The organism is Nocardioides sp. YR527, assembly GCF_900101045.1.
Taxonomy (GTDB): domain Bacteria; phylum Actinomycetota; class Actinomycetes; order Propionibacteriales; family Nocardioidaceae; genus Nocardioides.
This window is the reverse complement of sequence record NZ_FNFN01000001.1, coordinates 915,870-934,047: the sequence shown is the minus strand read 5'-3', so window position 1 is coordinate 934,047 and position 18,178 is coordinate 915,870. Positions and strand designations below refer to the sequence as shown.

Here is an 18,178-nt window from a genome sequence, read left to right as displayed (position 1 = left end):
CTCGACCGCTCCTACGCACTGGTCGCGGCCGCGATGCGGGCCGGGGACTGCAACCCGGCCCAGGCCCACGTCATCGTGAACGCTCTCGACGACCTCCCCGCCCGATCTCGACCCGGAGATCAAGACCAAGGCCGAAGAAGCGCTGGTCGCCTACGCGACCCGGTTCGACCCCACCCAGCTCCGACGCCTCGGACGCCGGATCCTCGACGTCATCGCCCCCGAGATCGCCGAAGCCGAAGAAGCCCGACGGCTGGCGGCCGAGGAAGCCCACGCCCACAACAAGACCCGCCTGAGCATGCGGCGGCTGGGGGACGGCACCACCCGGATCACGGCCGTGGTCCCGGATGCGGCCGCGGACCGGCTCGCGACCAACCTGGAAGCGTTCGCCTCACCGCGGCGCGATGACGGGACCCGCACCGAGACCGGCGAGTACCTGCCCTACGACCGCCGCCTGGGACGCGCGCTGTGCCAGCTCCTCGAGACCCTCGACCCATCGCGGCTTCCGATCCACGGTGGGGACGCGACCACGGTGATCGTCACCATCGACCTCGACCAGCTCCGCCAAGAAGCCGGCATCGCCCAGATCCCCGGTGGCTCGCCGATCACCGCCGCCGAAGCCCGCCGGCTCGCCTGCACCGCAGGCATCCTCCCCGCCGTCCTCGGCAGCGACTGCGAGGTCCTCGACCTGGGCCGTAAGGAACGCTTCTTCACCGCCGCCCAACGCCGAGCCCTGCTGCTGCGGTCAGCGACCTGCGAGGCCGAGGGCTGCGACATCCCCGGCACCTGGGCCGAAGCCCACCACTGGATCGAATGGGCACGTGGCGGGGCCACCGACCTCGACAACGCTGCCCTGCTCTGTTCCCATCACCACCACCGCGCCCACGACACCACCTACCTCCACGAACGCCTCCCCAACGGCGACATCCGCTTCACCCGACGCACATAGCCCGACCGATCACACCGATGCGCACCGCACCCGTGTGTGGGACAGATGCGCCGACTCGGCGGCGTGCCTTGGAGCGGCCGTAGCCTTATAATTTGCGCATGCATGCAAATACGCAACCTCCGGTGTGGGGAGACGACGTCGTGACCCTCGCTGTCGAGGTCCTGCGAATGCTCGCTGATCCCACGCGGCTGCAGATGGCGGGGCTACTGCTGGATGAAGAGAGGTCCGTCTCGGAGCTTGCTGCGATGTTGGACAAGCCGGTGCCGGGGGTCTCGCAGCATCTGGCGAAGATGCGGATGGCGCGGCTGGTGACCTCGCGCAAAGAGGGGACCTCGGTGCTCTATCGCGTCGAGAACGGGCACGTGCGTCAGTTGGTCCTCGACACGATCGGACACGTGGAGCATCTCCTCGACCAGGTCCCGGCACACCACCGTTCCGGGGAGGGGTCGGCATGACCCACACGCTGCACGACCATGCCCACGACCATGCGCACGGCCACGGCCACGGCCACGACCACGGCCACGATGGAAGATGGGCCCGGCTCCGGCATGGGGTCTCGGACGTCTTCGGGGCCCACTCCCATGATGCGGCGGATCAGGTCGACGAGGCTCTGGAGGCGGACGTACGCGGCCGGCGGGCGTTGTGGATCAGCCTCTGTGTCCTCGCGCTGACGGCCACCCTCCAGGGGGTCGTCGTAGCCGTGACCGGCTCGGTCGCACTGCTGGGGGACACCCTCCACAACGTCGCGGACGCGCTGACCGCGGTGCCGCTGCTCGTCGCGTTCTGGCTCGCCCGGCGTCCGGCCGACGACCGGTTCACCTATGGGTACGGTCGCGCCGAGGACCTCGCCGGTCTGTTCGTCGTCGCCATGATCGCGCTCTCCAGCATCCTGGCGGGCTGGGAGGCGATCGACCGGCTCTTCCATCCGCGCGAGGTCGAGCACGTCTGGGCGGTCGCGGCGGCCGGGGTCGTCGGGTTCTGTGGCAACGAGCTCGTCGCGCGCTACCGGATCCGGGTGGGCCGCCAGATCGGCTCGGCCGCCCTGGTCGCCGACGGACTCCACGCACGGACCGACGGGTTCACCTCGTTGGCCGTGGTCCTCGGTGCGGCCGGGGTTGCCGTCGGGTTGCCGTGGGCCGACCCGGTGATCGGGCTGCTGATCGCCATTGCGATCCTCGGCGTTCTGCGCTCGGCGCTCAAGCAGGTCGGTGCCCGGCTGATGGACGCGGTCACCCCGGAGGACGTACGCAGGGCGCGGGAGGCGGTCGGCGCTGTGGACGGCGTGCTCGAGGTCCGCAGCCTGAGGCTGCGGTGGATCGGGCATACCCTCCACGCCGACGGCGACATCACCGTATCGGCCGAACTGCCCGTCTCTGCCGGGCACGACATCGCCCACCACGCCGAGGAGCATCTCCTGGAGGCACTGCCGCGGCTGACCAGCGTGGTCCTCCACGTCAGTCCCGACGGCGCGCACGCCTAGGATCTGCGTCGATGAACATCTTCGAATTCGACGGCAAGAGCCCGCAGATCCACCCCGACGCCTGGGTGGCGCCGACAGCGACGCTGATCGGTGACGTACGCCTCGGGCCCAACGCCAGTGTCTGGTACGGGGCGGTGCTGCGCGCCGACGTCGGGCCGATCATCATCGGCGAGGGCTCCAACGTGCAGGACAACTCGGTGCTGCACGTACGCCCCGGATCATCCTTGGAGATGGGGCCGCACAGCACGGTCGCGCACGGCTGCGTGGTGCACGGCGACCGGATCGGGACCGGGTCGCTGATCGGCAACGGGGCAGTGGTCTCCGACTCGGTCGCCATCGGTGACGGCTGCCTGGTCGCGGCCGGCGCGATGGTGGTCGAGGGGACCGTGATCCCGGACCACTCGCTGGTCATGGGGGTCCCGGCCAAGATCCGCGGCACGATCGAGCCCGGCACCAACCCCGCCGCGATCCTGGAGCTCAACGCGCCCGGCTACGTCGAGTTCATGAAGCTGCACCGGGCGACCGTACGCCCGGTGCAGGGCTAACTCTGAACCTGAGGTTGAGGGTTCAGTCGGCGCCGCACGCCACGCAGTGGAGCGTGCCGACCCGGCGGTCGGCCTCGCAGGTCGCGCACGGGGCGATGGTCTCGCGGCCGCAGCCCTCGCAGTGCTTGCCGCGGGTCGGATAGCCGCAGTAGGGGCAGTCGCCCTTGCGGACGCGCATGGCCGGGATCCGCTTGGCCAGGAGCCGCTGGACGGCGACGAACACGCCGACGGTGGCCGCGGCGCCGAGCAGGGAGAGAATGAGCGGCCCGAAGTCGGCGTACTCGAAGGTGTAGTGGAAGGCGAAGACCAGGGCCATGATCACCCCGGTCGCGGCGAGCGCGAAGCCGAGCGGAAGGAAGCGCGAGCCGCTGCGGCGCAGTCGGTAGAGAACCCAGAACCCGACCAGGCAGAGCAGGATGACGAAGCCGAGGCGGATGCCGATCTGCATCGCTTCGTGACCAGGGATCTCGCACGCCGTCTCGCCGTTGTTGCATTGGTCCCAGTCCATGTAGAGCGGCCACCAGCCGGCCACCTTGACGTAGAACCAGACGGTGCCGACGAGCAGGAAGGCGGTCAGTGCGACCGCCAGGAACCGCTCGCTGCGGGTCGACTCGACCTCGTCGGCGGAGATGGAGGTCTTCATGGTGTGCTCCTGTGGGCTCGGGTGCGGGCGTGGAAGCCGACCTCGAGGCGGCAGTCGAGGGCGGCGGCCACTCGGAGGAGGGTGTCGATCTTGGGTGGGCGGGAGCCGGACTCCAGCCGAGCGATCGCCGACTGGGTCGTCCCGCAGAGCTCGGCGAGCTCGCGCTGGGACAGGCCCCGCGCGACCCGGTGCTCGGTGACCTGTGCGGCGATCCCGACGTAGAACGCGGTGTCCTCGTCGTCGGGGCTCATGAAATCGAAGGTATCGCAGTTCTGCTATGCCTGTCCATAGCAGAACTGCTATGGATTCGCTGAGACGATTCGGGGGCAGGGTCGCGTACGGCCTAGTCTTGACGCTCGTGAAGACGTTCGACGAGCTCTGGGCCGAGCTGAGCGAGAAGGCCCGGACCCGACCTGAAGGATCCGGCACCGTGGCACAGCTCGACGCCGGGGTCCATGCGATCGGGAAGAAGCTGGTCGAGGAGGCCGCCGAGTCCTGGATGGCGGCCGAGTACGAGGGCAAGGAAGCGACCGCGGAGGAGATCTCCCAGCTGCTCTACCACGCCCAGGTGCTCATGCTCGCCAGCGGCATCTCGATCGACGACGTCTACTCACACCTGTAGGGATCACTCATGACTGAAACATCCGCGGAGGGCATGCTCCGGATCGCCGTGCCCAACAAGGGCTCGCTCTCCGTCGCCGCCTCCGAGCTGCTGCGCGAGGCGGGCTACCGCCAGCGCGAGGACTCCAAGCGCCTGACCCTCATCGACGAGGAGAACGGCGTCGAGTTCTTCTACCTGCGTCCGCGCGACATCGCGCTCTACGTCGGCGAGGGCACCCTCGACATCGGCATCACCGGCCGCGACCTCCTCCTCGACTCCGGCGCCAAGGCCGACGAGGTCGTCGGGCTCGGTTTCGGCCGCAGCCGGTTCCACTTCGCCGGCCGCGCCGGCGCCTTCACCTCGATCGAGGAGCTGCGCGGCAAGCGGATCGCGACCTCCTACGTCGGGGTCGTCTCCGCCTTCCTGGAGCGCGAGGGGATCGACGCGAGCGTCACCCGTCTCGACGGAGCCGTCGAGACCTCGATCCAGCTCGGCGTCGCCGACGTGATCGCCGACGTGGTCGAGACCGGCTCCACGATGCGTCAGGCCGGCCTGGAGATCTTCGGTGAGCCGATCATGCACTCCGAGGCCGTGGTGATCACCCGCTCGGGCGCTGAGCTGACCGCCTCGGGCTCCGCTTCGACAGGGCTGCCGGCCGCGTACGAGACCTTCCGCCGCCGCCTCGACGGTGTCCTGATCGCGCGCAGCTACGTGATGATGGACTACGACATCCGTGCCGAGTTCCTCGCCGAGGCCTCCGCGATGACGCCCGGCCTCGAGGGTCCGACGGTCAGCCCGCTGCACCGCGAGGGCTGGGTCGCTGTCCGCGCGATGGTGCCGAGCAAGGGCTCGCAGAAGCTGATGGACGACCTCTACGCCGTGGGCGCCCGTGCGATCCTGCTGACGGAGATCAATGCCTGCCGGATCTGACCCCACAGGATCGGAACGTCCGGTGAAGCTGCCGCACACCTGGCGCCCGCTCGGGGCCCGTGTCATGGGCTGGTTCCTCGTGGCCGCCCTCGCGGTGATGTGCACGATGGTCTGGGTCGGTTTCACGCCCGAGATCAAGGCCCAGGTCACCATGTTCGAACGGCTCACCTTCGGAGCCGTGGGTCTCGGGATCGTGACCTGCGTGTACGCGCTGACCCGGTCGCGGGTCGTCGCCCGTGCCGACGGCCTGACCGTCGTCAACGGCTTCAAGCGCCGTGACCTGGAGTGGGCCGAGGTCCTCGCGATCAACTTCCCCCGCGGCGCGCCCTGGCCCAACATCGACCTCGCCTCGGGCCACAACATCTCCGTCCTCGGCATCCAGGCCTCCGACGGCGGCTCGTCGAAGAAGGCCGTCCGTACGCTGCGCAAGCTGGCCGAAGAACTGTCCTAGCAGCGACCCTCCGGCGAACCATTTACTACGCTTCGGGGAAGACTCGCCCGAACCCATGATCGCGGCGCCCACGGAGGCCTAGCGTGTCCTCGTGATCTCATGGACTCGTGCTTTCGCGGCATTGGCGGCCGTGCTCACGCTGGCCTCGACCATGCCCGCGCAGGCCGCGCCGGTGCATCCGGTCGGCACCTGGGGCGCCTCGGCCGACGAGGTGGGCGGTCAGACCGGCGCCGCCGGCTTGCGGGACCGGTCGGTGCGCAACCTGGTGCACACCTCGCTGGGTGGATCCGGCGTCCGCATCACCCTGTCCAACGTGTTCGGGGATCGTCCGGTGACGTTCACCTCGGCACACCTCGGTCTGGCCGCGGACGGAGCCGCGGTGGTGTCCGGCACGAACCGGCCGCTGACCTTCGACGGTCGCGACCAGGTCACCGTCGCCCCCGGCACCGAGGTGCTCAGCGACCCGGTCGACGCGACCGTTCCGGCCGACACGACCCTCGCGGTGAGCTTCCACGTCGTCGGCGAGAGCGGCCCGATCACCGGGCACGACGTGGCCACGCAGACCTCCTACGTCTCTGAGGCAGAAGGTGCCGACGTGGCCGGCCAGGAGTCGGGTGCGGCGTTCATGACGGAGATCTCCAGCTGGTACTGGGTCGAGAGTGTCGTGGTCGAGAAGCCGCGCCGGGTCAAGACCGTGGTGCTCTTCGGCGACTCGATCACCGACGGCAACGGCTCCACCGTCGGAGCCGACCGGCGCTATCCCGACGTGCTGGCCGACCGAGTGGCGGCGAGCTCGTTCGCCGGCCGGTTCGGGATGATGAACGAGGGCATCTCCGCCAACCGCGTGCTCGTCGACAGCACCGGTGGCCAGCGGGGCCTGGACCGCTTCCGGCGAGACGCCCTGGACCAGCCCGGCGTCTCCACGGTCGTGCTGCTGGCGGGGATCAACGACATCCGCTGGGACGACGCCGACGATGCCTCCGACCTGATCGAGGCCTACCGCGAGCTGATCGCCCAGGCGCATGCCGAGGACGTGTGCGTCATCGGCGCCAGCCTCACCCCGTACGAGGGCGGCAGCCGCTACACCCCCGCGCGCGACCGGGTGCGGGTCGCGGTCAACGAGTGGATCCTCACCTCCGGTGAGTTCGACGGCGTCGTCGACTTCGACACGGCCACGCGTGACCCCGCGCGACCGGCGCGTTTCCTGCCGGCGTACGACTCCGGGGACCACCTCCACCCCAGCGACGCCGGCTACGCGGCGATGGCCGATGCGTTCGACATCGGGATGCTGGAGTGCGATCGCTGAGGATTCAGCGCCGGGCGACGAGGACCGCGAGAGTGATCGCCGAGAGCGCCAGCGAGATCGTGGCCCCGGTCGCGTCAGGGGCGAACAGCGTCGGGATGCTCACCAACCCGGCGATGTCGAAGCCTCGGGCCGCATTGGTGAAGAGCGTGACCGGCATGGCGCCCATCGGCGTCGAGACCATCACCGAGGCGTAGTCCGGTGGCGGCGCTGACAGCCACCGCGTCCACGCCGCCAGTGCACCGAGGCCGACAGCGGGCGCCAGCAGCGGATGCGGCAGCGCCCACAGGCAGCCCAGGCCGTACGCCACCAGCAGCGCCGTCGGCACGACGAGAGCCCCGAGCCGAAGCTGCCAGGACCGGGCTCCCAACAGCCGGACGAGCCCGCTCGAGCGGGACAGCACCCGCAGGCCGGCGCCGAACGGGACGGCGGCCCAGAACCCGATCACGACCATCACCGGCACGGTCAGCGCGCCGGCCCCGGCCTCCTCGAGGGCGTACGCCGGCACGACAGCCGCAGCCAGGACCAGCACGCGCAGCGGTGCCCGGCCCAGCCTGATGACGTCGGCCGTGACCAGCGCCAGCGGCCCCTTCGGCCCGCGCGGACGCCGGGGCCGAACGACAGCGCGCTGGCCGCTGGTGTGCTGCAGCACGACGTCGTAGGCCAGAGCGGTGTCGAGCCCGGCGAGTGCACCGGAGAGCCCGTTCGCCAACCCGTGCCCGCGGGTGAGGTCACGGCGACGGAGCTCGCCGAGGCGGCGGTGACCGAGCGCGGCCACTGTACCGGCGAGCGGTGCCGTCGCAGCGGGTGCCAGCCACCACCGCTCGCCGGCGGGCGGTGCGAACCCGCTGGTGATCCCGGCGGCCACGAGGGCCAGAGCGGCGAGGGCCGCGAGGGCGGTGATCGGCCCGATCATCCGCCAGACCGAACGGGTTCGTGACTGCGCCACGGCCCCGGCCGCGTACGTCATCGACGCCAGCGCAGCTGCCGCCAGTGCCAGCGCGCCGACCGTGGACAGCGGCCATCCCGCCGTCACGGCCGCGAGGGCCGCCAGGGCCGCAGCGGTCACAGCGGCGAGCACCAGCATGGCCCAGTACTGGCGCCGCAACCACCGCCCGCGGTCCACCGGCGTCGAGAGCACCATCGCCGAAGTCGCCGGAGACGCCATCAGCGGCCCCAGGAGACGAAGCACCGCGGCGCCCAGCGCCAGCCAGATCAGCACGACGAGAACCGGTCCTGCGGTGCGCGTCCCGACGCACGTCTGGCCGGTGCACGCCGCAACGGCCTGCCCGGCGTTGACCACCGCGCTCACCAGCCCGGAGCCGTAGACGAGGACGGTGAGAAGGCCGAGGTATGCCTGGTAGAGCATCTCTCCCCAGGGTGCCGTCGCCCGGCCGCGACGCCAGGATCGGATCAGCCCGCGGATCTCGGCGGGTGTCGGGGCCTCGTTGCTCATGCGATGTCGGGCGAGGACCCGAGGCGTACGACCTCGTCGGCCACGGCCTCGACGACGGCCGGATGGTGGCTGGCGAACAGGATCCCGACGCCGGCCTCCTTCTCGCGTGCGAGGAGTCCGGCGAGCCAGCCGACGCCCTCGGCGTCGAGACGCTGCTCGGGCTCGTCGAGCAGGAGGAGCCGCCGCGGTCGCACCAGCAGCGACGCCAGGGCGAGGCGTTGACGCTGGCCCGAGGAGAGCGAGCCGGGCAGCTGGCTCGCCTGGTCGGTCAGGCCCACCTCCTCGAGCACGCTGTCGACCGTGCCCGTGGGGTCCTCTACCCGGTGGGCGTGGGCGAGGAGGTCGAGATGCTCGACGACCGCGAGGTCGGGGAAGAGGTCCAGGTCGTCGAGGAGCGTGGCGACGTCCCAGCGCACCTGCGCGGAGCGTTCGTCGTATGCCTTCTCGTCGAGCAGCACCTCGCCGTTCGTCGGCTCGTCGACGCCGGCGACGCAGCGCAGCAGGGTCGACTTCCCGGACCCGTTCGCCCCGGTGAGGGCGATCGCCTGTCCGGGCTCGAGGGTCAGATCGAGTCCGTCGAGGACGGCGTGCTCGCCGTAGGTCCTGCTGAGTCCGGAGACCCTCAGCAAGCTCATCGGAGCGCGGTGATGCCCCAGGTGACCTCGAGGCGCTCGTCGGGGGCGAGCGCGATCAGGTCGGTGCCGGAGTTGAACGCGTCCGGGGGAGCGGTCATCGGCTCGACGGCGAGACCGCCGCGTGCGGGTGACTGGTCGTCGGCGCTGTAGACCATCAGCCACGGGTGGCGCTCGTCGACCCAGAGCGCGACACCGCCGTCGGGCCCGACGGCGGTGACCGTCGCCCGGCCGTCCTCGCCGCGGACGAGATCGGTGAAGGCGTGGTCGAGGACGACGTCGCCGACGGGCTTGGCGGAGGTGAAGTCGTAGTCGGTGCCGGCCGTCGGCTCGCTGGTGGTGGGCAGCTTGCGCTCGGGGTCGGAGAGCAGCCGGGTCCGCGCCGGGAGGGTGAGCGTCCAGGCGTCGACCGGGCCTGTCCCGGCGGTGAGATAGGGGTGGGCGCCGACGGCGTACGGCGCGGGGGAGTCGGCGTGGTTGGTCGCCGACTGGGTCACGGTGAGCCCGTCGGGCCCGATCGCGTACGTCACCTCGAGATCCAGCGTCCACGGATAGCCGCTCTGCGCCATCAGCCGGGTGGCCAGGGTGATCGAGCTCTTGGCCTCCTCGATGGGCAGCCACTGCGCCCACCGCACCAGCCCGTGGGAGGCGTTGTTGCGCGCGACCTCGGTGACCCCGAGCTGGTAGCTCTTTCCGCCGAACTCGTAGCGGCCGTCGCGGATCCGGTTGGGCCACGGCGCCAGCAGCTGACCCCTGCCGCCGCTGGACTGCTCGTCGTCGCCGAAGCCCGCGATCAGCTCCCGCCCCTCGTAGGACAGCAGGCGCAGCGCGCCGCCACTCTCGGTCACCGTCGCGGAGTAGCCCCCGCCGTCGATCGTGAACTGCTCTCCACTCGGTCTCAGCACGCTGACAGGCTATCGAGGTGGTCGGTACGGCTCGGTGACCGGTCGGGTTAGGGCCCGGCCAGGGATTCGGGGGATGCTTCGCGTCGTCAGGGTGCGTGCTCGGCAAGGCGCCCCGCTGAAGGCATGCCGGGGCATTTCGAGGCGGGGCAACGCCGCCGAGTGCGTGCCATGGCGGCGCGGAGCGCCGCCGAATCCCTGGCCGGGCCCTTACCCTCGGGCCATGGAGCGACGACAGCTGGAGTTCTTCCTCGCCATCGCCGAGGCGGGCAGCTTCACCAGCGCCGCGGCGGCTCCACGTCGCCCAGCCGTCGCTGTCGTACGCCGTGCGGGGGCTCGAACGGGAGCTCGGCGGTCCGCTCTTCGAGCGCCACGGAAGGGGAGTGCGGCTCACCCCGGCAGGCTCGGCGCTGCTCGGCCCGGCCCGCCGGGTCGTACGCGGTTTCGAGCTCGCGGCCGGCGCGGTCCGGTCGGTCTCCGACGAGGGGTTCGGCCGGCTGCGGATCACCTCCAGCACGGTGTGGGCGGTCGAGCCGCTGGTGCCGGTGCTGGCCGAGTTCCGGCGGATCCAGCCCGCCGCGCAGGTGGTCGTCACGGATCCGCAGCACCGATCCGACGTCCTGGACCAGGTGCGCAAGGGCGAGGCGGACGTGGGGCTGATCGACGGCGCGACGCCGCACGGCCCGTTCGGCTCGCACCGGCTCGCCGAGCACGAGCTGGTGGCGGTCCTGCCGCCCTCCGGCGAGGCGCCGGAGGAGGTCCGGATCGAGGAGCTCGCCGAGGTCGGCCTGATCGCGACGCCGGCCGGCACGGCGCTGCGTACGTTCCTCGATGCCCGCCTCGAGGCCGCCGGTCTGCCCACGGAGGTCGCCATCGAGACGGCGCACGTCGCCTCGATCATCCCGCTGGTGCTGGCCCGCGCCGGGGTCGCGGTGCTGACCGAAGGCATGGCCGGAGCGGCGTCGCGGGCCGGCGCGAAGGTCGTGCCGCTGACCCCGGCGGCGCGGGTGAGCGTGTCTCTGGTCTGGTTGGAGGAACGGGGAGACGCGCTGGTCGAGCAGTTCGTCGCGCTGGCCCAAGACCTCACCGACCAGTGACCCATCTATAGAGAGTCTCTATCGCAGCATCTCGATCCTGGTCTTGCTCGCTGTGCGAACGCGCTGGAACACCCGGAGTTCGAATGTCTAGTGTGTTAGACATATATGAACCGATTGGATGGAGCATGCATGCGCCGCCCCCAACGCCTTGCCGTGGCAGCCCTCGCCATCGCGGCGACAGCCGGCACCCTGACCGCCTGCACGACCGCGAGCGAGCGTGACGGCTTCGCCCAGAGCGACTCCGGGGGAGCCGAGAACTCGGTGGTCCTCGCCGAGCAGCCGTGGGTCGACCTCCAGGTCGAGAACGAGATCGCCGTCCAGATCCTCCAGGAGCTCGGCTACGAGGCGAGCATCAAGAAGAACCTGTCCGTCGAGAACGCGGCGACCGCGGTCTCCTCGGGCCAGATCGACGCCTACCTGGGCAACTGGTGGCCCTCCCAGGAGCCCAGCTTCGGCGACCCGATCGACGAGGGCGACGTCGAAGTGCTCTCCACGATCGTGAAGGGCACCGAGTACGCCCCGGCGATCCCCGGCGACGTCGCCGAGGAGCTCGGGATCGCGTCGCTCGCCGACCTCGACGCCAACGCCGCGAGGTTCGGGAAGAAGATCTACGGCATCGAGGCCGGCTCCCCGGGCAACGAGACGATCCAGAAGGCGATCGACGAGGATGCGTACGGCCTGGGGGACTGGAAGCTGGTCGCCAGCGGCACCCCGGCCATGCTCGCCCAGGTCGAGAAGTCGCAGAAGGCCGGGCAGCCGATCGTCTTCCTCGGCTGGAGCCCGCACTGGATGACCGTGCAGTTCGACGCCGCGTTCCTCGAGGACCCCGACAAGGTCTGGGGCGGCGCCGGTGAGATCCGCACCGTCACCCGCGAGGGGTTCGCGGACGACAACCCCGAGATTGCCGAGCTCCTCTCGAACCTGACCTTCACCACCGACGAGGCCGGGCAGTTCTACTACGACCACGACAAGTCCGGGAAGGAGCTCGCCGACATCGCCGAGGCGTGGATCGACGACAACCCCGACAAGGTCGCCGAGTTCCTCGACGGGGTCGAGGACGCCGACGGCGAGAAGGCGGAGATCTGATGAGCGAGACGAACCACACGACCGAGCCCGCGATCGTCGGGCGAGGGCTGAGCAAGGTCTACGGACTCGGCCGACGACAGGCCGAGAAGGTCCTGGCCGCGAAGGATCCACGCGCGGCGGCAGCGGCGGCAGGCGGCTACCTCGGTGCCCACGAGATCGACTTCGAGATCGCCAAGGGCGAGATGTTCGTGGTCATGGGCCTGTCCGGCTCGGGCAAGTCGACCGTGCTGCGGATGATCAACCGGCTCAACGAGCCCAGCGCCGGCGAGCTGCTGATCGACGGCGAGGACATCACCAAGATCTCCGACCAGCGGCTGCGCGAGCTCCGCAACAACGGCATCGGCATGGTCTTCCAGCACTTCTCGCTCTTCCCGCACCGGACGGTGCGGGAGAACGCGGCGTACGGCCTGAAGGTACGCGGCATCGCGAAGCCGGAGCGCCTCGAGAAGGCCGACGCCGCCCTCGACCGGGTCGGCCTGGGTGGGCGCGGCGACAAGCTCCCGCACGAGCTCTCCGGCGGCATGCGGCAGCGGGTCGGGCTCGCCCGCGCGCTGGCGGTGGACCCGCCGATCCTGCTGATGGACGAGCCGTTCTCGGCGCTGGACCCGCTGATCCGGCGCGACATGCAGGACCTGCTGGTCGAGCTCCAGGCCCAGGACCAGCGCACCACGGTCTTCGTCACCCACGACCTCAACGAGGCGATGCGGATCGGCGACCGGGTGATGGTGATGCGCGAGGGCCGGGTCGTCCAGCTCGCCCCCGGACCCGAGATCGTGGCGCATCCCGCCGACGACTACGTCAGCGAGTTCGTCTCCGACGTCGACCGGGCCCGCGTGCTCAGCGCCGCCGACCTGATCCGGCCGGCCCGCCTCGTACTCCCCGAGGACATCACGCCACACGACGCGCTGCGCAGGCTGGGAGAGAACGAGGTGACCGGTGCGTTCGTGACCGGGGCGGACGACACGCTGCTCGGTGTCGTCACCGACGACCGGCTGGTGACCCTGACCCGCCGCGGCGCCACGAGCGTCCACGACGCGCTGGGCGAGGACTACCACCAGGTCAAGGAGGGCGACGTGATCGGCGACTTCATGCATCTGGCGGGCCGCCAGGTCGTGCCCGTCACCGTCCTCGACGAGGACGGCAGGCTGTGCGGCGTGGTGCCGCGCGGTGCGATCCTCTCGGCGCTCTCCACCGTGAACGACACCGTGAACGACACCGTGAACGACGAGGCCGCGGAGGTGGCCCATGCCTGACCTCCACATCGGCGACATCGGCGAGAACGTCATCAACTTCCTCACCGACAACCTCGGGCCGTTCTTCGACGGCATCAAGGAGGCGCTCAACTTCCTGCTCCGGATGGTCTACAACGTGCTCGGCGGGCTGCCGCCGCTCGCGATGATCATCGTGCTCGCCGTGATCGCGCTGGTCGTCACTCGCCAGGTCGTACTGACCCTGGTGCTGACCGCCGGGTTGCTCCTGATCGAGTCGATGGACCTGTGGTACGAGACGATGCAGACCACCACCTCGGTGCTCGTGGCAACCCTGGTCGCGTTGGTGATCGGCATCCCGCTGGGCATCTGGTCGGCCTTCTCGCCACCGCTGCGAGCGGCGCTGCGGCCGGTCCTGGACCTGATGCAGACGCTGCCGGTCTTCGTCTACCTGCTGCCGACGATCCTCTTCTTCGGTGTCGGCGACGCACCCGGCCTGGTCGCCACGATCGTCTTCGCGCTACCGCCCGCCGTCCGGCTCACCCAGCTCGGGATCAACCAGGTCGACCCCGAGACCGTCGAGGCGGCCACAGCCTTCGGCGCCGGCCGCTGGGAGATCCTGCGCGAGGTCCAGCTCCCGCTGGCGCGCGAGTCGATCATGACGGGGGTGAACCAGGTGATCATGCTGGCCCTCTCGATGGTCGTCGTGGCCGGTCTGGTCGGCGGCTCGGGCCTCGGTGGCGTGGTCGTCAACGCCGTCCAGGGACTGCAGATCGGTGCCTCGATCGAAGGCGGTCTTGCCGTCGTCGTCATCGCGATCTACCTCGACCGCGTCTCTGCCGCGCTCGGTGGCCAGCGTGGCCTGGTGCCGTCCTGGTGGCCGAAGCTCGGCCGCGGCGTCCACGCGAAGTCCCCCGAGCCCGAGCTCACCCCCGCCTGACCGCCCTGACCGAATCCCTGACCGAATCCCTGATCGGAGGAGAACGACTGTGACCATCACCGAGCTACACCGTCCCGCGGACGTCGTCGAGACGCCCTCGGGCGTGCGGATCCGCCGCGCCGGCGCCCGGATCGGTGCCGTCGTCGAGGGCCTGCACCTGGCCGAGGCCGACGACACCCAGATCCAGGACGTACGCAATGCCCTGCTGCGCCACAAGGTGCTCTTCTTCCGGGGCCAGGACGGGCTCACCGACGAGGCGCAGGGCGCCTTCGCGGCCCGGTTCGGTGAGCTGACGACCGCCCATCCGACGGTCGACACCGGCTCCGGACGGGTGCTGAGGGTCACCGCCAACGCAGGCATGGCGGCCAACGCGTGGCACACCGACGTCACCTTCGTGGACCGGGTCCCGGCGATCTCGGTGCTCCGCGCGGTCACCCTGCCTCCCTACGGCGGCACCACGATCTGGGCGAACACCGCGGCCGCCTACGACCGGCTCCCGGCGCCGCTGAAGGCGCTGGCCGACGCGCTGTGGGCGGTGCACACCAACTCCTACGACTACGCCCAGCGCGACGAGGAGCACGAGCAGCCCGACGCCAACTACTCCCGCGACGACTTCGCCTCGATCCACTTCGAGACCCGGCACCCGGTCGTCCGCGTGCACCCCGAGACGGGGGAGCGGTCGCTGGTCCTGGGCAGCTTCGTCAAGGAGTTCGACGGGCTCACCTCCACCGAGTCGATCCAGCTGTTCAACCTGCTCCAGGACCGGGTCACCAAGCTCGAGAACACCATCCGCTGGACCTGGCAGCCCGGTGACGTGGCGATGTGGGACAACCGGGCCACCCAGCACTACGCGGTCGCCGACTTCGACCACCACCCGCGCGAGATGCGCCGGGTCACGGTCGCGGGTGACGTACCGGTCTCGGTCGACGGGCGACGCTCGGAGGTCCTCCAGGGTGACGCGCGGGCCTACTCGCGGCTGGACGAGCTGATCTCCTGACGGCCGCTGCCGGGGCGGCGGCTAGGTCATGACGACGACGTCGGCGCGGGCCTCGGTCCGGTCGCGCGCGAAGTGCTCGGACTCGGCCGCGGCCCAGGCGTCCCAGTGGGGTGCGAAGGTGTCGCCGTCGCGATCGATGCCGCGTCGCCTGCGCTCCGCCTCGGGTGCGTCGACCCAGGCGAGGGCGGTGCGGAGGCCGTCGTAGCCGGCGGCGCCGCTGCCGACGCCTTCGATGACGAGCAGCGGGCTCGGCGGGACCAGCACGGTCTCGGCGAACTCGTGTGCGTGCCAGTCGTAGCGGCGGTAGGACCCGGGGGCTCCCTCGACGAGGGGGAGCAGGATCGTCTCGAGCTGGGCGATGCCGTCGGCGAGGCCGTCCCAGCCGGCGTACACCTCATCCATGTGGACCACCGGCGCCTGCGTCATGTCGGCCAGGGCGTTGGCCAGGGTCGTCTTCCCGGAGCCGGCGGGGCCGTCGACGCAGATCAGCCGCCCGGGGCCGAGAGTGGCCGGACGGCTCATCGCGATCATGAGGAGATCGGCGGTCGGGGAGTCGGTCAACGTCAGGAGATGCCGTACTTCTTCAAGATGTCGTTGACGTCGGCCATGTCCTCGTCATCGTCGTCGACCACCGGGCCCTTGGCCGTCCTCGGAGCCGCGACCGAGGCCGGACCGGCCGAGCCCGCGGGCGCTGCGCCGGCAGCCCCCTTCCGGGCTGCTCGGCTCGGCTTCTCCTTGGTGGGCAGGAGGCGGGAGACGAAGATCAGCACGATCGCGAGCGCGGCGAGGCCGAACCCGATCCAGACGGTCGGGCTGAAGACCAGGCGGGCGGCCCAGTCGCCGATCGCGTCGACGATCCGGCTGCCGGCGCGCAGCAACCCGGTCAGGTAGGCCGCCGGGGCGAGCAGCGTCCACCCGAACGCCCTCACGCCGGCTCCGAGGCCGCGCCGTCGGAACGCGACCCAGGTCCAGATCGCGCCCAGAACGGTGAGCGCGGCTGCTAGTGCGAGGTAGGCGCCTTGGTCCATGCCTACAGTCTTCCACCGTCCCGGTCGTCCGGCACCCGGACTGTCCCCGATATCGGCCCTGATCTTCGGCTGAGGTTCAATGGAGTCGATGAACGACAAGCGACTCCTCGGCACGGCATTTCCCGGCGACACCGGCGAGACCAGCCCCGAGGTGGCGACGGTGATGAGGTCGTACGCCGCGGGCCAGGCCACGCACGCCGACGTGCTCACCGTCCTGGCGGCCGCCCGGGTGCTGGTCCCGGTCGTCGCGGTGCTGGGCGAGGTCGAGGTCGACGATGCCGGTCTTGCCCACGACAAGTCCTCCGACATGGCCACCGTGCTGCTCACCGGCGCCGACGGACGCCAGGCGCTGCTCGGGTTCACCGGCACCGCGCCGCTGCAGGCGTGGCAGGCCGACGCCCGTCCGGTGCCGGTCTCGCTGCGCGACGCGGCTCAGGCAGCCGTCCACGACGGCGCCGATGCCCTCGTGCTCGACCTCGCCGGCCCGGTCCCGTTCGCGATCGAGGGCGATGACCTGCACAAGGTCGCCGAGGGCTGGCAGTTGGCGACCGTCGGGCCGCGTACGGCCTGGGTCCGGCCCTGAGGGTTGAGCCCTGAGGATTGAGCCCTGAGGATTGGGACCGGCGGGAATGTTGCAGTAGGGTTCCGTGTTGACCGATCAGCCGATGTACGTCGTCGGTTCGATCCAACAAGCGGAGATCACGACAGCGTTCTCCCACCCGCATCGACCGCCTAGCAACACAGGTCGTCGGGTCCGGTCCCGAAGACAGTGTCCCAGAAGTTCATGGGTCGATGGATTCGGTGGTGCGAGCCCGATCGTGGGTGAGCGTCTTGACTGGCTTCCGCTTGTGACAATCCAGCGGAAGCCTTTTTTGATTTCCGGACCGCCCGTGCACGCGGCCCGGAAACCAAGATCCTCAAGCCTCCGCAGCCACAACAACTGGAGGACACATCAGCACTGAGCTTCGTATCAACGACCGGATCCGGGTTCCCGAGGTCCGCCTCGTTGGTCCCAACGGAGAGACGGTCGGCATCGTGCCGACCCCTGACGCGCTGCGCCTGGCCCAGGAGGCCGACCTCGACCTTGTCGAGATCGCCCCGCAGGGCAAGCCGCCGGTCTGCAAGCTCATGGACTACGGGAAGTTCAAGTACGAGAACGCCCAGAAGGCCCGTGAAGCCCGTCGAAACCAGACGAACGTGATCATCAAGGAGATGAAGCTTCGTCCGAAGATCGACAAGCACGACTACGAGACCAAGAAGGGTCACGTCGTGCGGTTCCTCAACGCTGGGGACAAGGTGAAGATCACGATCATGTTCCGCGGTCGTGAGCAGCACCGTCCCGAGCTCGGCTTCCGCCTGCTGCAGCAGCTGGCCGACGACGTCCAGGAGCTGGGCTTCGTCGAGTCCTCGCCCAAGCAGGACGGCCGCAACATGATCATGGTGCTCGGCCCCCACAAGAAGAAGGCCGACGCCAAGGTCGAGGCCAAGGAGGCCAAGGAGGAGAAGGCCGCCGAGCGTGCCGCCGACGAGGCCGCCGAGAAGGCGGAGCGTACGGCTGCGAACGCTGCTCGTCCGGCCTCCACCCCGAAGCCGAAGCGGCGCTCGGAGAACCTCGACCCCGACATCGACCTCTGAGTCGATCCACTGACTTCCGCCGCCGCGGCGCCCCGTGACCGGCCGGACGACGAGAGAAGGAAGAACTATGCCGAAGAACAAGACCCACTCCGGTTCCAAGAAGCGCTTCAAGGTGACCGGTTCCGGGAAGATCCAGCGCCTGCAGGCCGGCCGCAAGTCCGGCGCTGCGTTCGCCTCCGCGCCGACCACGGGCTCGCGCAAGAAGCACCGTCGCAACGCCGGTCTGGTGGAGCTCGCCCCCGCCGACGTGAAGCGCGCGAAGAAGCTGCTCGGTCGCTGAGCGATCACCCCGAAACTT

23 protein-coding genes are annotated in these 18,178 nt (G+C 70.2%); 16 read left to right on the top strand and 7 right to left on the bottom strand.

The window, feature by feature from the left end:
• Positions 1 to 118: 118 nt before the first annotated feature.
• The 4 genes from BLT25_RS04455 (at position 119) to BLT25_RS04440 (ending at position 2,971) form a co-directional block, all read left to right on the top strand.
• Positions 119 to 946 carry an HNH endonuclease signature motif containing protein gene (locus BLT25_RS04455; RefSeq protein ID WP_371113321.1) on the top strand — a complete coding sequence of 276 codons (828 nt, stop codon included), beginning with the start codon at positions 119 to 121 and terminating at the stop codon, positions 944 to 946.
• A 98-nt stretch (positions 947 to 1,044) separates the two neighbouring features.
• On the top strand, positions 1,045 to 1,401 hold the full coding sequence (locus tag BLT25_RS04450; RefSeq protein WP_091042303.1) for an ArsR/SmtB family transcription factor: 357 nt from the start codon (positions 1,045 to 1,047) through the stop codon (positions 1,399 to 1,401).
• The gene (locus BLT25_RS04445; RefSeq protein WP_091042300.1) at positions 1,398 to 2,426 is read left to right on the top strand and encodes a cation diffusion facilitator family transporter; all 1,029 of its coding nucleotides are present in this window, start codon (positions 1,398 to 1,400) and stop codon (positions 2,424 to 2,426) included. Before BLT25_RS04450 ends, BLT25_RS04445 begins: the two co-directional genes overlap by 4 nt.
• An 11-nt stretch (positions 2,427 to 2,437) precedes the next feature.
• Complete coding sequence (locus BLT25_RS04440; protein WP_091042299.1) at positions 2,438 to 2,971, top strand: gamma carbonic anhydrase family protein; 534 nt, start codon at positions 2,438 to 2,440, stop codon at positions 2,969 to 2,971.
• Positions 2,972 to 2,993: 22 nt separating this feature from the next.
• Here the strand turns inward: BLT25_RS04440 and BLT25_RS04435 are convergent, their stop codons facing one another.
• Entirely contained in the window at positions 2,994 to 3,614 is a 621-nt protein-coding gene (locus BLT25_RS04435; protein WP_091042296.1) for a hypothetical protein, read from the bottom strand.
• Positions 3,611 to 3,865, bottom strand: a complete 255-nt coding sequence (locus BLT25_RS04430) for a helix-turn-helix domain-containing protein (protein ID WP_091042294.1) — start codon at positions 3,863 to 3,865, stop codon at positions 3,611 to 3,613. Before BLT25_RS04430 ends, BLT25_RS04435 begins: the two co-directional genes overlap by 4 nt.
• A gap of 107 nt (positions 3,866 to 3,972) precedes the next feature.
• On the opposite strand from BLT25_RS04430, the gene BLT25_RS04425 reads away from it, so the two are divergent.
• The 4 genes from BLT25_RS04425 (at position 3,973) to BLT25_RS04410 (ending at position 6,902) form a co-directional block, all read left to right on the top strand.
• The gene (locus BLT25_RS04425) at positions 3,973 to 4,236 is read left to right on the top strand and encodes a phosphoribosyl-ATP diphosphatase (RefSeq protein WP_008359350.1); all 264 of its coding nucleotides are present in this window, start codon (positions 3,973 to 3,975) and stop codon (positions 4,234 to 4,236) included.
• Positions 4,237 to 4,269: 33 nt separating this feature from the next.
• The gene (hisG, locus tag BLT25_RS04420) at positions 4,270 to 5,145 is read left to right on the top strand and encodes an ATP phosphoribosyltransferase (RefSeq protein WP_091042292.1); all 876 of its coding nucleotides are present in this window, start codon (positions 4,270 to 4,272) and stop codon (positions 5,143 to 5,145) included.
• Between the two features lie 22 nt (positions 5,146 to 5,167).
• Positions 5,168 to 5,596, top strand: a complete 429-nt coding sequence (locus tag BLT25_RS04415; RefSeq protein ID WP_256328444.1) for a PH domain-containing protein — start codon at positions 5,168 to 5,170, stop codon at positions 5,594 to 5,596.
• 91 nt (positions 5,597 to 5,687) lie between these two features.
• Positions 5,688 to 6,902: an SGNH/GDSL hydrolase family protein gene (locus BLT25_RS04410; RefSeq protein WP_091042288.1), complete on the top strand. Its 1,215-nt coding sequence runs from the start codon at positions 5,688 to 5,690 to the stop codon at positions 6,900 to 6,902.
• A gap of 4 nt (positions 6,903 to 6,906) precedes the next feature.
• Here the strand turns inward: BLT25_RS04410 and BLT25_RS04405 are convergent, their stop codons facing one another.
• From BLT25_RS04405 to BLT25_RS04395, 3 genes are read right to left on the bottom strand one after another with little or no spacing between them, the layout of a single operon-like run.
• Positions 6,907 to 8,355: a DUF6297 family protein gene (locus BLT25_RS04405; protein ID WP_091042286.1), complete on the bottom strand. Its 1,449-nt coding sequence runs from the start codon at positions 8,353 to 8,355 to the stop codon at positions 6,907 to 6,909.
• Positions 8,352 to 8,990, bottom strand: coding sequence for a heme ABC exporter ATP-binding protein CcmA (gene ccmA / locus BLT25_RS04400; protein WP_091042284.1), 639 nt, complete (start codon positions 8,988 to 8,990; stop codon positions 8,352 to 8,354). Before ccmA ends, BLT25_RS04405 begins: the two co-directional genes overlap by 4 nt.
• Positions 8,987 to 9,892, bottom strand: a complete 906-nt coding sequence (locus BLT25_RS04395; RefSeq protein WP_091042281.1) for an aldose 1-epimerase family protein — start codon at positions 9,890 to 9,892, stop codon at positions 8,987 to 8,989. Before BLT25_RS04395 ends, ccmA begins: the two co-directional genes overlap by 4 nt.
• Positions 9,893 to 10,083: 191 nt before the next feature.
• Here BLT25_RS04395 and BLT25_RS04390 point away from each other — a divergent pair, with 191 nt between their 5' ends.
• The 5 genes from BLT25_RS04390 to BLT25_RS04370 all read left to right on the top strand — a co-directional run bounded on the left by BLT25_RS04390 (position 10,084) and on the right by BLT25_RS04370 (position 15,217).
• Entirely contained in the window at positions 10,084 to 10,986 is a 903-nt protein-coding gene (locus BLT25_RS04390; protein ID WP_256328453.1) for a LysR family transcriptional regulator, read from the top strand.
• A gap of 129 nt (positions 10,987 to 11,115) precedes the next feature.
• The gene (locus BLT25_RS04385; protein ID WP_176883588.1) at positions 11,116 to 12,072 is read left to right on the top strand and encodes an ABC transporter substrate-binding protein; all 957 of its coding nucleotides are present in this window, start codon (positions 11,116 to 11,118) and stop codon (positions 12,070 to 12,072) included.
• Entirely contained in the window at positions 12,072 to 13,325 is a 1,254-nt protein-coding gene (locus BLT25_RS04380; protein WP_091042275.1) for a quaternary amine ABC transporter ATP-binding protein, read from the top strand. The genes BLT25_RS04385 and BLT25_RS04380 overlap by 1 nt, the downstream gene beginning before the upstream one ends.
• Positions 13,318 to 14,220 carry an ABC transporter permease gene (locus BLT25_RS04375; protein ID WP_091042273.1) on the top strand — a complete coding sequence of 301 codons (903 nt, stop codon included), beginning with the start codon at positions 13,318 to 13,320 and terminating at the stop codon, positions 14,218 to 14,220. Before BLT25_RS04380 ends, BLT25_RS04375 begins: the two co-directional genes overlap by 8 nt.
• Positions 14,221 to 14,269: 49 nt before the next feature.
• Positions 14,270 to 15,217, top strand: coding sequence for a TauD/TfdA dioxygenase family protein (locus tag BLT25_RS04370; protein WP_091042270.1), 948 nt, complete (start codon positions 14,270 to 14,272; stop codon positions 15,215 to 15,217).
• 21 nt (positions 15,218 to 15,238) lie between these two features.
• Here the strand turns inward: BLT25_RS04370 and BLT25_RS04365 are convergent, their stop codons facing one another.
• Entirely contained in the window at positions 15,239 to 15,778 is a 540-nt protein-coding gene (locus BLT25_RS04365) for a nucleoside/nucleotide kinase family protein (RefSeq protein ID WP_256328443.1), read from the bottom strand.
• Between the two features lie 2 nt (positions 15,779 to 15,780).
• A complete protein-coding gene (locus BLT25_RS04360; RefSeq protein WP_091042268.1) occupies positions 15,781 to 16,245 on the bottom strand; it encodes a hypothetical protein in 465 nt (154 codons plus the stop codon).
• Between the two features lie 88 nt (positions 16,246 to 16,333).
• On the opposite strand from BLT25_RS04360, the gene BLT25_RS04355 reads away from it, so the two are divergent.
• The 3 genes from BLT25_RS04355 to BLT25_RS04345 all read left to right on the top strand — a co-directional run bounded on the left by BLT25_RS04355 (position 16,334) and on the right by BLT25_RS04345 (position 18,160).
• Entirely contained in the window at positions 16,334 to 16,828 is a 495-nt protein-coding gene (locus tag BLT25_RS04355; RefSeq protein ID WP_091042516.1) for an SseB family protein, read from the top strand.
• A gap of 368 nt (positions 16,829 to 17,196) precedes the next feature.
• Complete coding sequence (infC, locus tag BLT25_RS04350; RefSeq protein WP_091042266.1) at positions 17,197 to 17,880, top strand: translation initiation factor IF-3; 684 nt, start codon at positions 17,197 to 17,199, stop codon at positions 17,878 to 17,880.
• Between the two features lie 67 nt (positions 17,881 to 17,947).
• Positions 17,948 to 18,160: a large ribosomal subunit protein bL35 gene (locus BLT25_RS04345; protein ID WP_008359371.1), complete on the top strand. Its 213-nt coding sequence runs from the start codon at positions 17,948 to 17,950 to the stop codon at positions 18,158 to 18,160.
• Positions 18,161 to 18,178: the final 18 nt, after the last annotated feature.

What these genes read in the sequence shown, in the direction of transcription:
- BLT25_RS04385 (WP_176883588.1), top strand. Translation starts at nt 11,116, where the DNA reads ATGCGCCGCCCCCAACGCCTTGCCGTGGCAGCCCTCGCCATCGCGGCG.
- BLT25_RS04450 (WP_091042303.1), top strand. Translation starts at nt 1,045, where the DNA reads ATGCATGCAAATACGCAACCTCCGGTGTGGGGAGACGACGTCGTGACC.
- hisG (WP_091042292.1), top strand. Translation starts at nt 4,270, where the DNA reads ATGCTCCGGATCGCCGTGCCCAACAAGGGCTCGCTCTCCGTCGCCGCC.
- BLT25_RS04430 (WP_091042294.1), bottom strand. Translation starts at nt 3,865, where the DNA reads ATGAGCCCCGACGACGAGGACACCGCGTTCTACGTCGGGATCGCCGCA.
- BLT25_RS04440 (WP_091042299.1), top strand. Translation starts at nt 2,438, where the DNA reads ATGAACATCTTCGAATTCGACGGCAAGAGCCCGCAGATCCACCCCGAC.
- BLT25_RS04360 (WP_091042268.1), bottom strand. Translation starts at nt 16,245, where the DNA reads ATGGACCAAGGCGCCTACCTCGCACTAGCAGCCGCGCTCACCGTTCTG.
- BLT25_RS04445 (WP_091042300.1), top strand. Translation starts at nt 1,398, where the DNA reads ATGACCCACACGCTGCACGACCATGCCCACGACCATGCGCACGGCCAC.
- BLT25_RS04405 (WP_091042286.1), bottom strand. Translation starts at nt 8,355, where the DNA reads ATGAGCAACGAGGCCCCGACACCCGCCGAGATCCGCGGGCTGATCCGA.
- BLT25_RS04435 (WP_091042296.1), bottom strand. Translation starts at nt 3,614, where the DNA reads ATGAAGACCTCCATCTCCGCCGACGAGGTCGAGTCGACCCGCAGCGAG.
- BLT25_RS04355 (WP_091042516.1), top strand. Translation starts at nt 16,334, where the DNA reads ATGAACGACAAGCGACTCCTCGGCACGGCATTTCCCGGCGACACCGGC.
- BLT25_RS04345 (WP_008359371.1), top strand. Translation starts at nt 17,948, where the DNA reads ATGCCGAAGAACAAGACCCACTCCGGTTCCAAGAAGCGCTTCAAGGTG.
- BLT25_RS04375 (WP_091042273.1), top strand. Translation starts at nt 13,318, where the DNA reads ATGCCTGACCTCCACATCGGCGACATCGGCGAGAACGTCATCAACTTC.
- BLT25_RS04380 (WP_091042275.1), top strand. Translation starts at nt 12,072, where the DNA reads ATGAGCGAGACGAACCACACGACCGAGCCCGCGATCGTCGGGCGAGGG.
- ccmA (WP_091042284.1), bottom strand. Translation starts at nt 8,990, where the DNA reads ATGAGCTTGCTGAGGGTCTCCGGACTCAGCAGGACCTACGGCGAGCAC.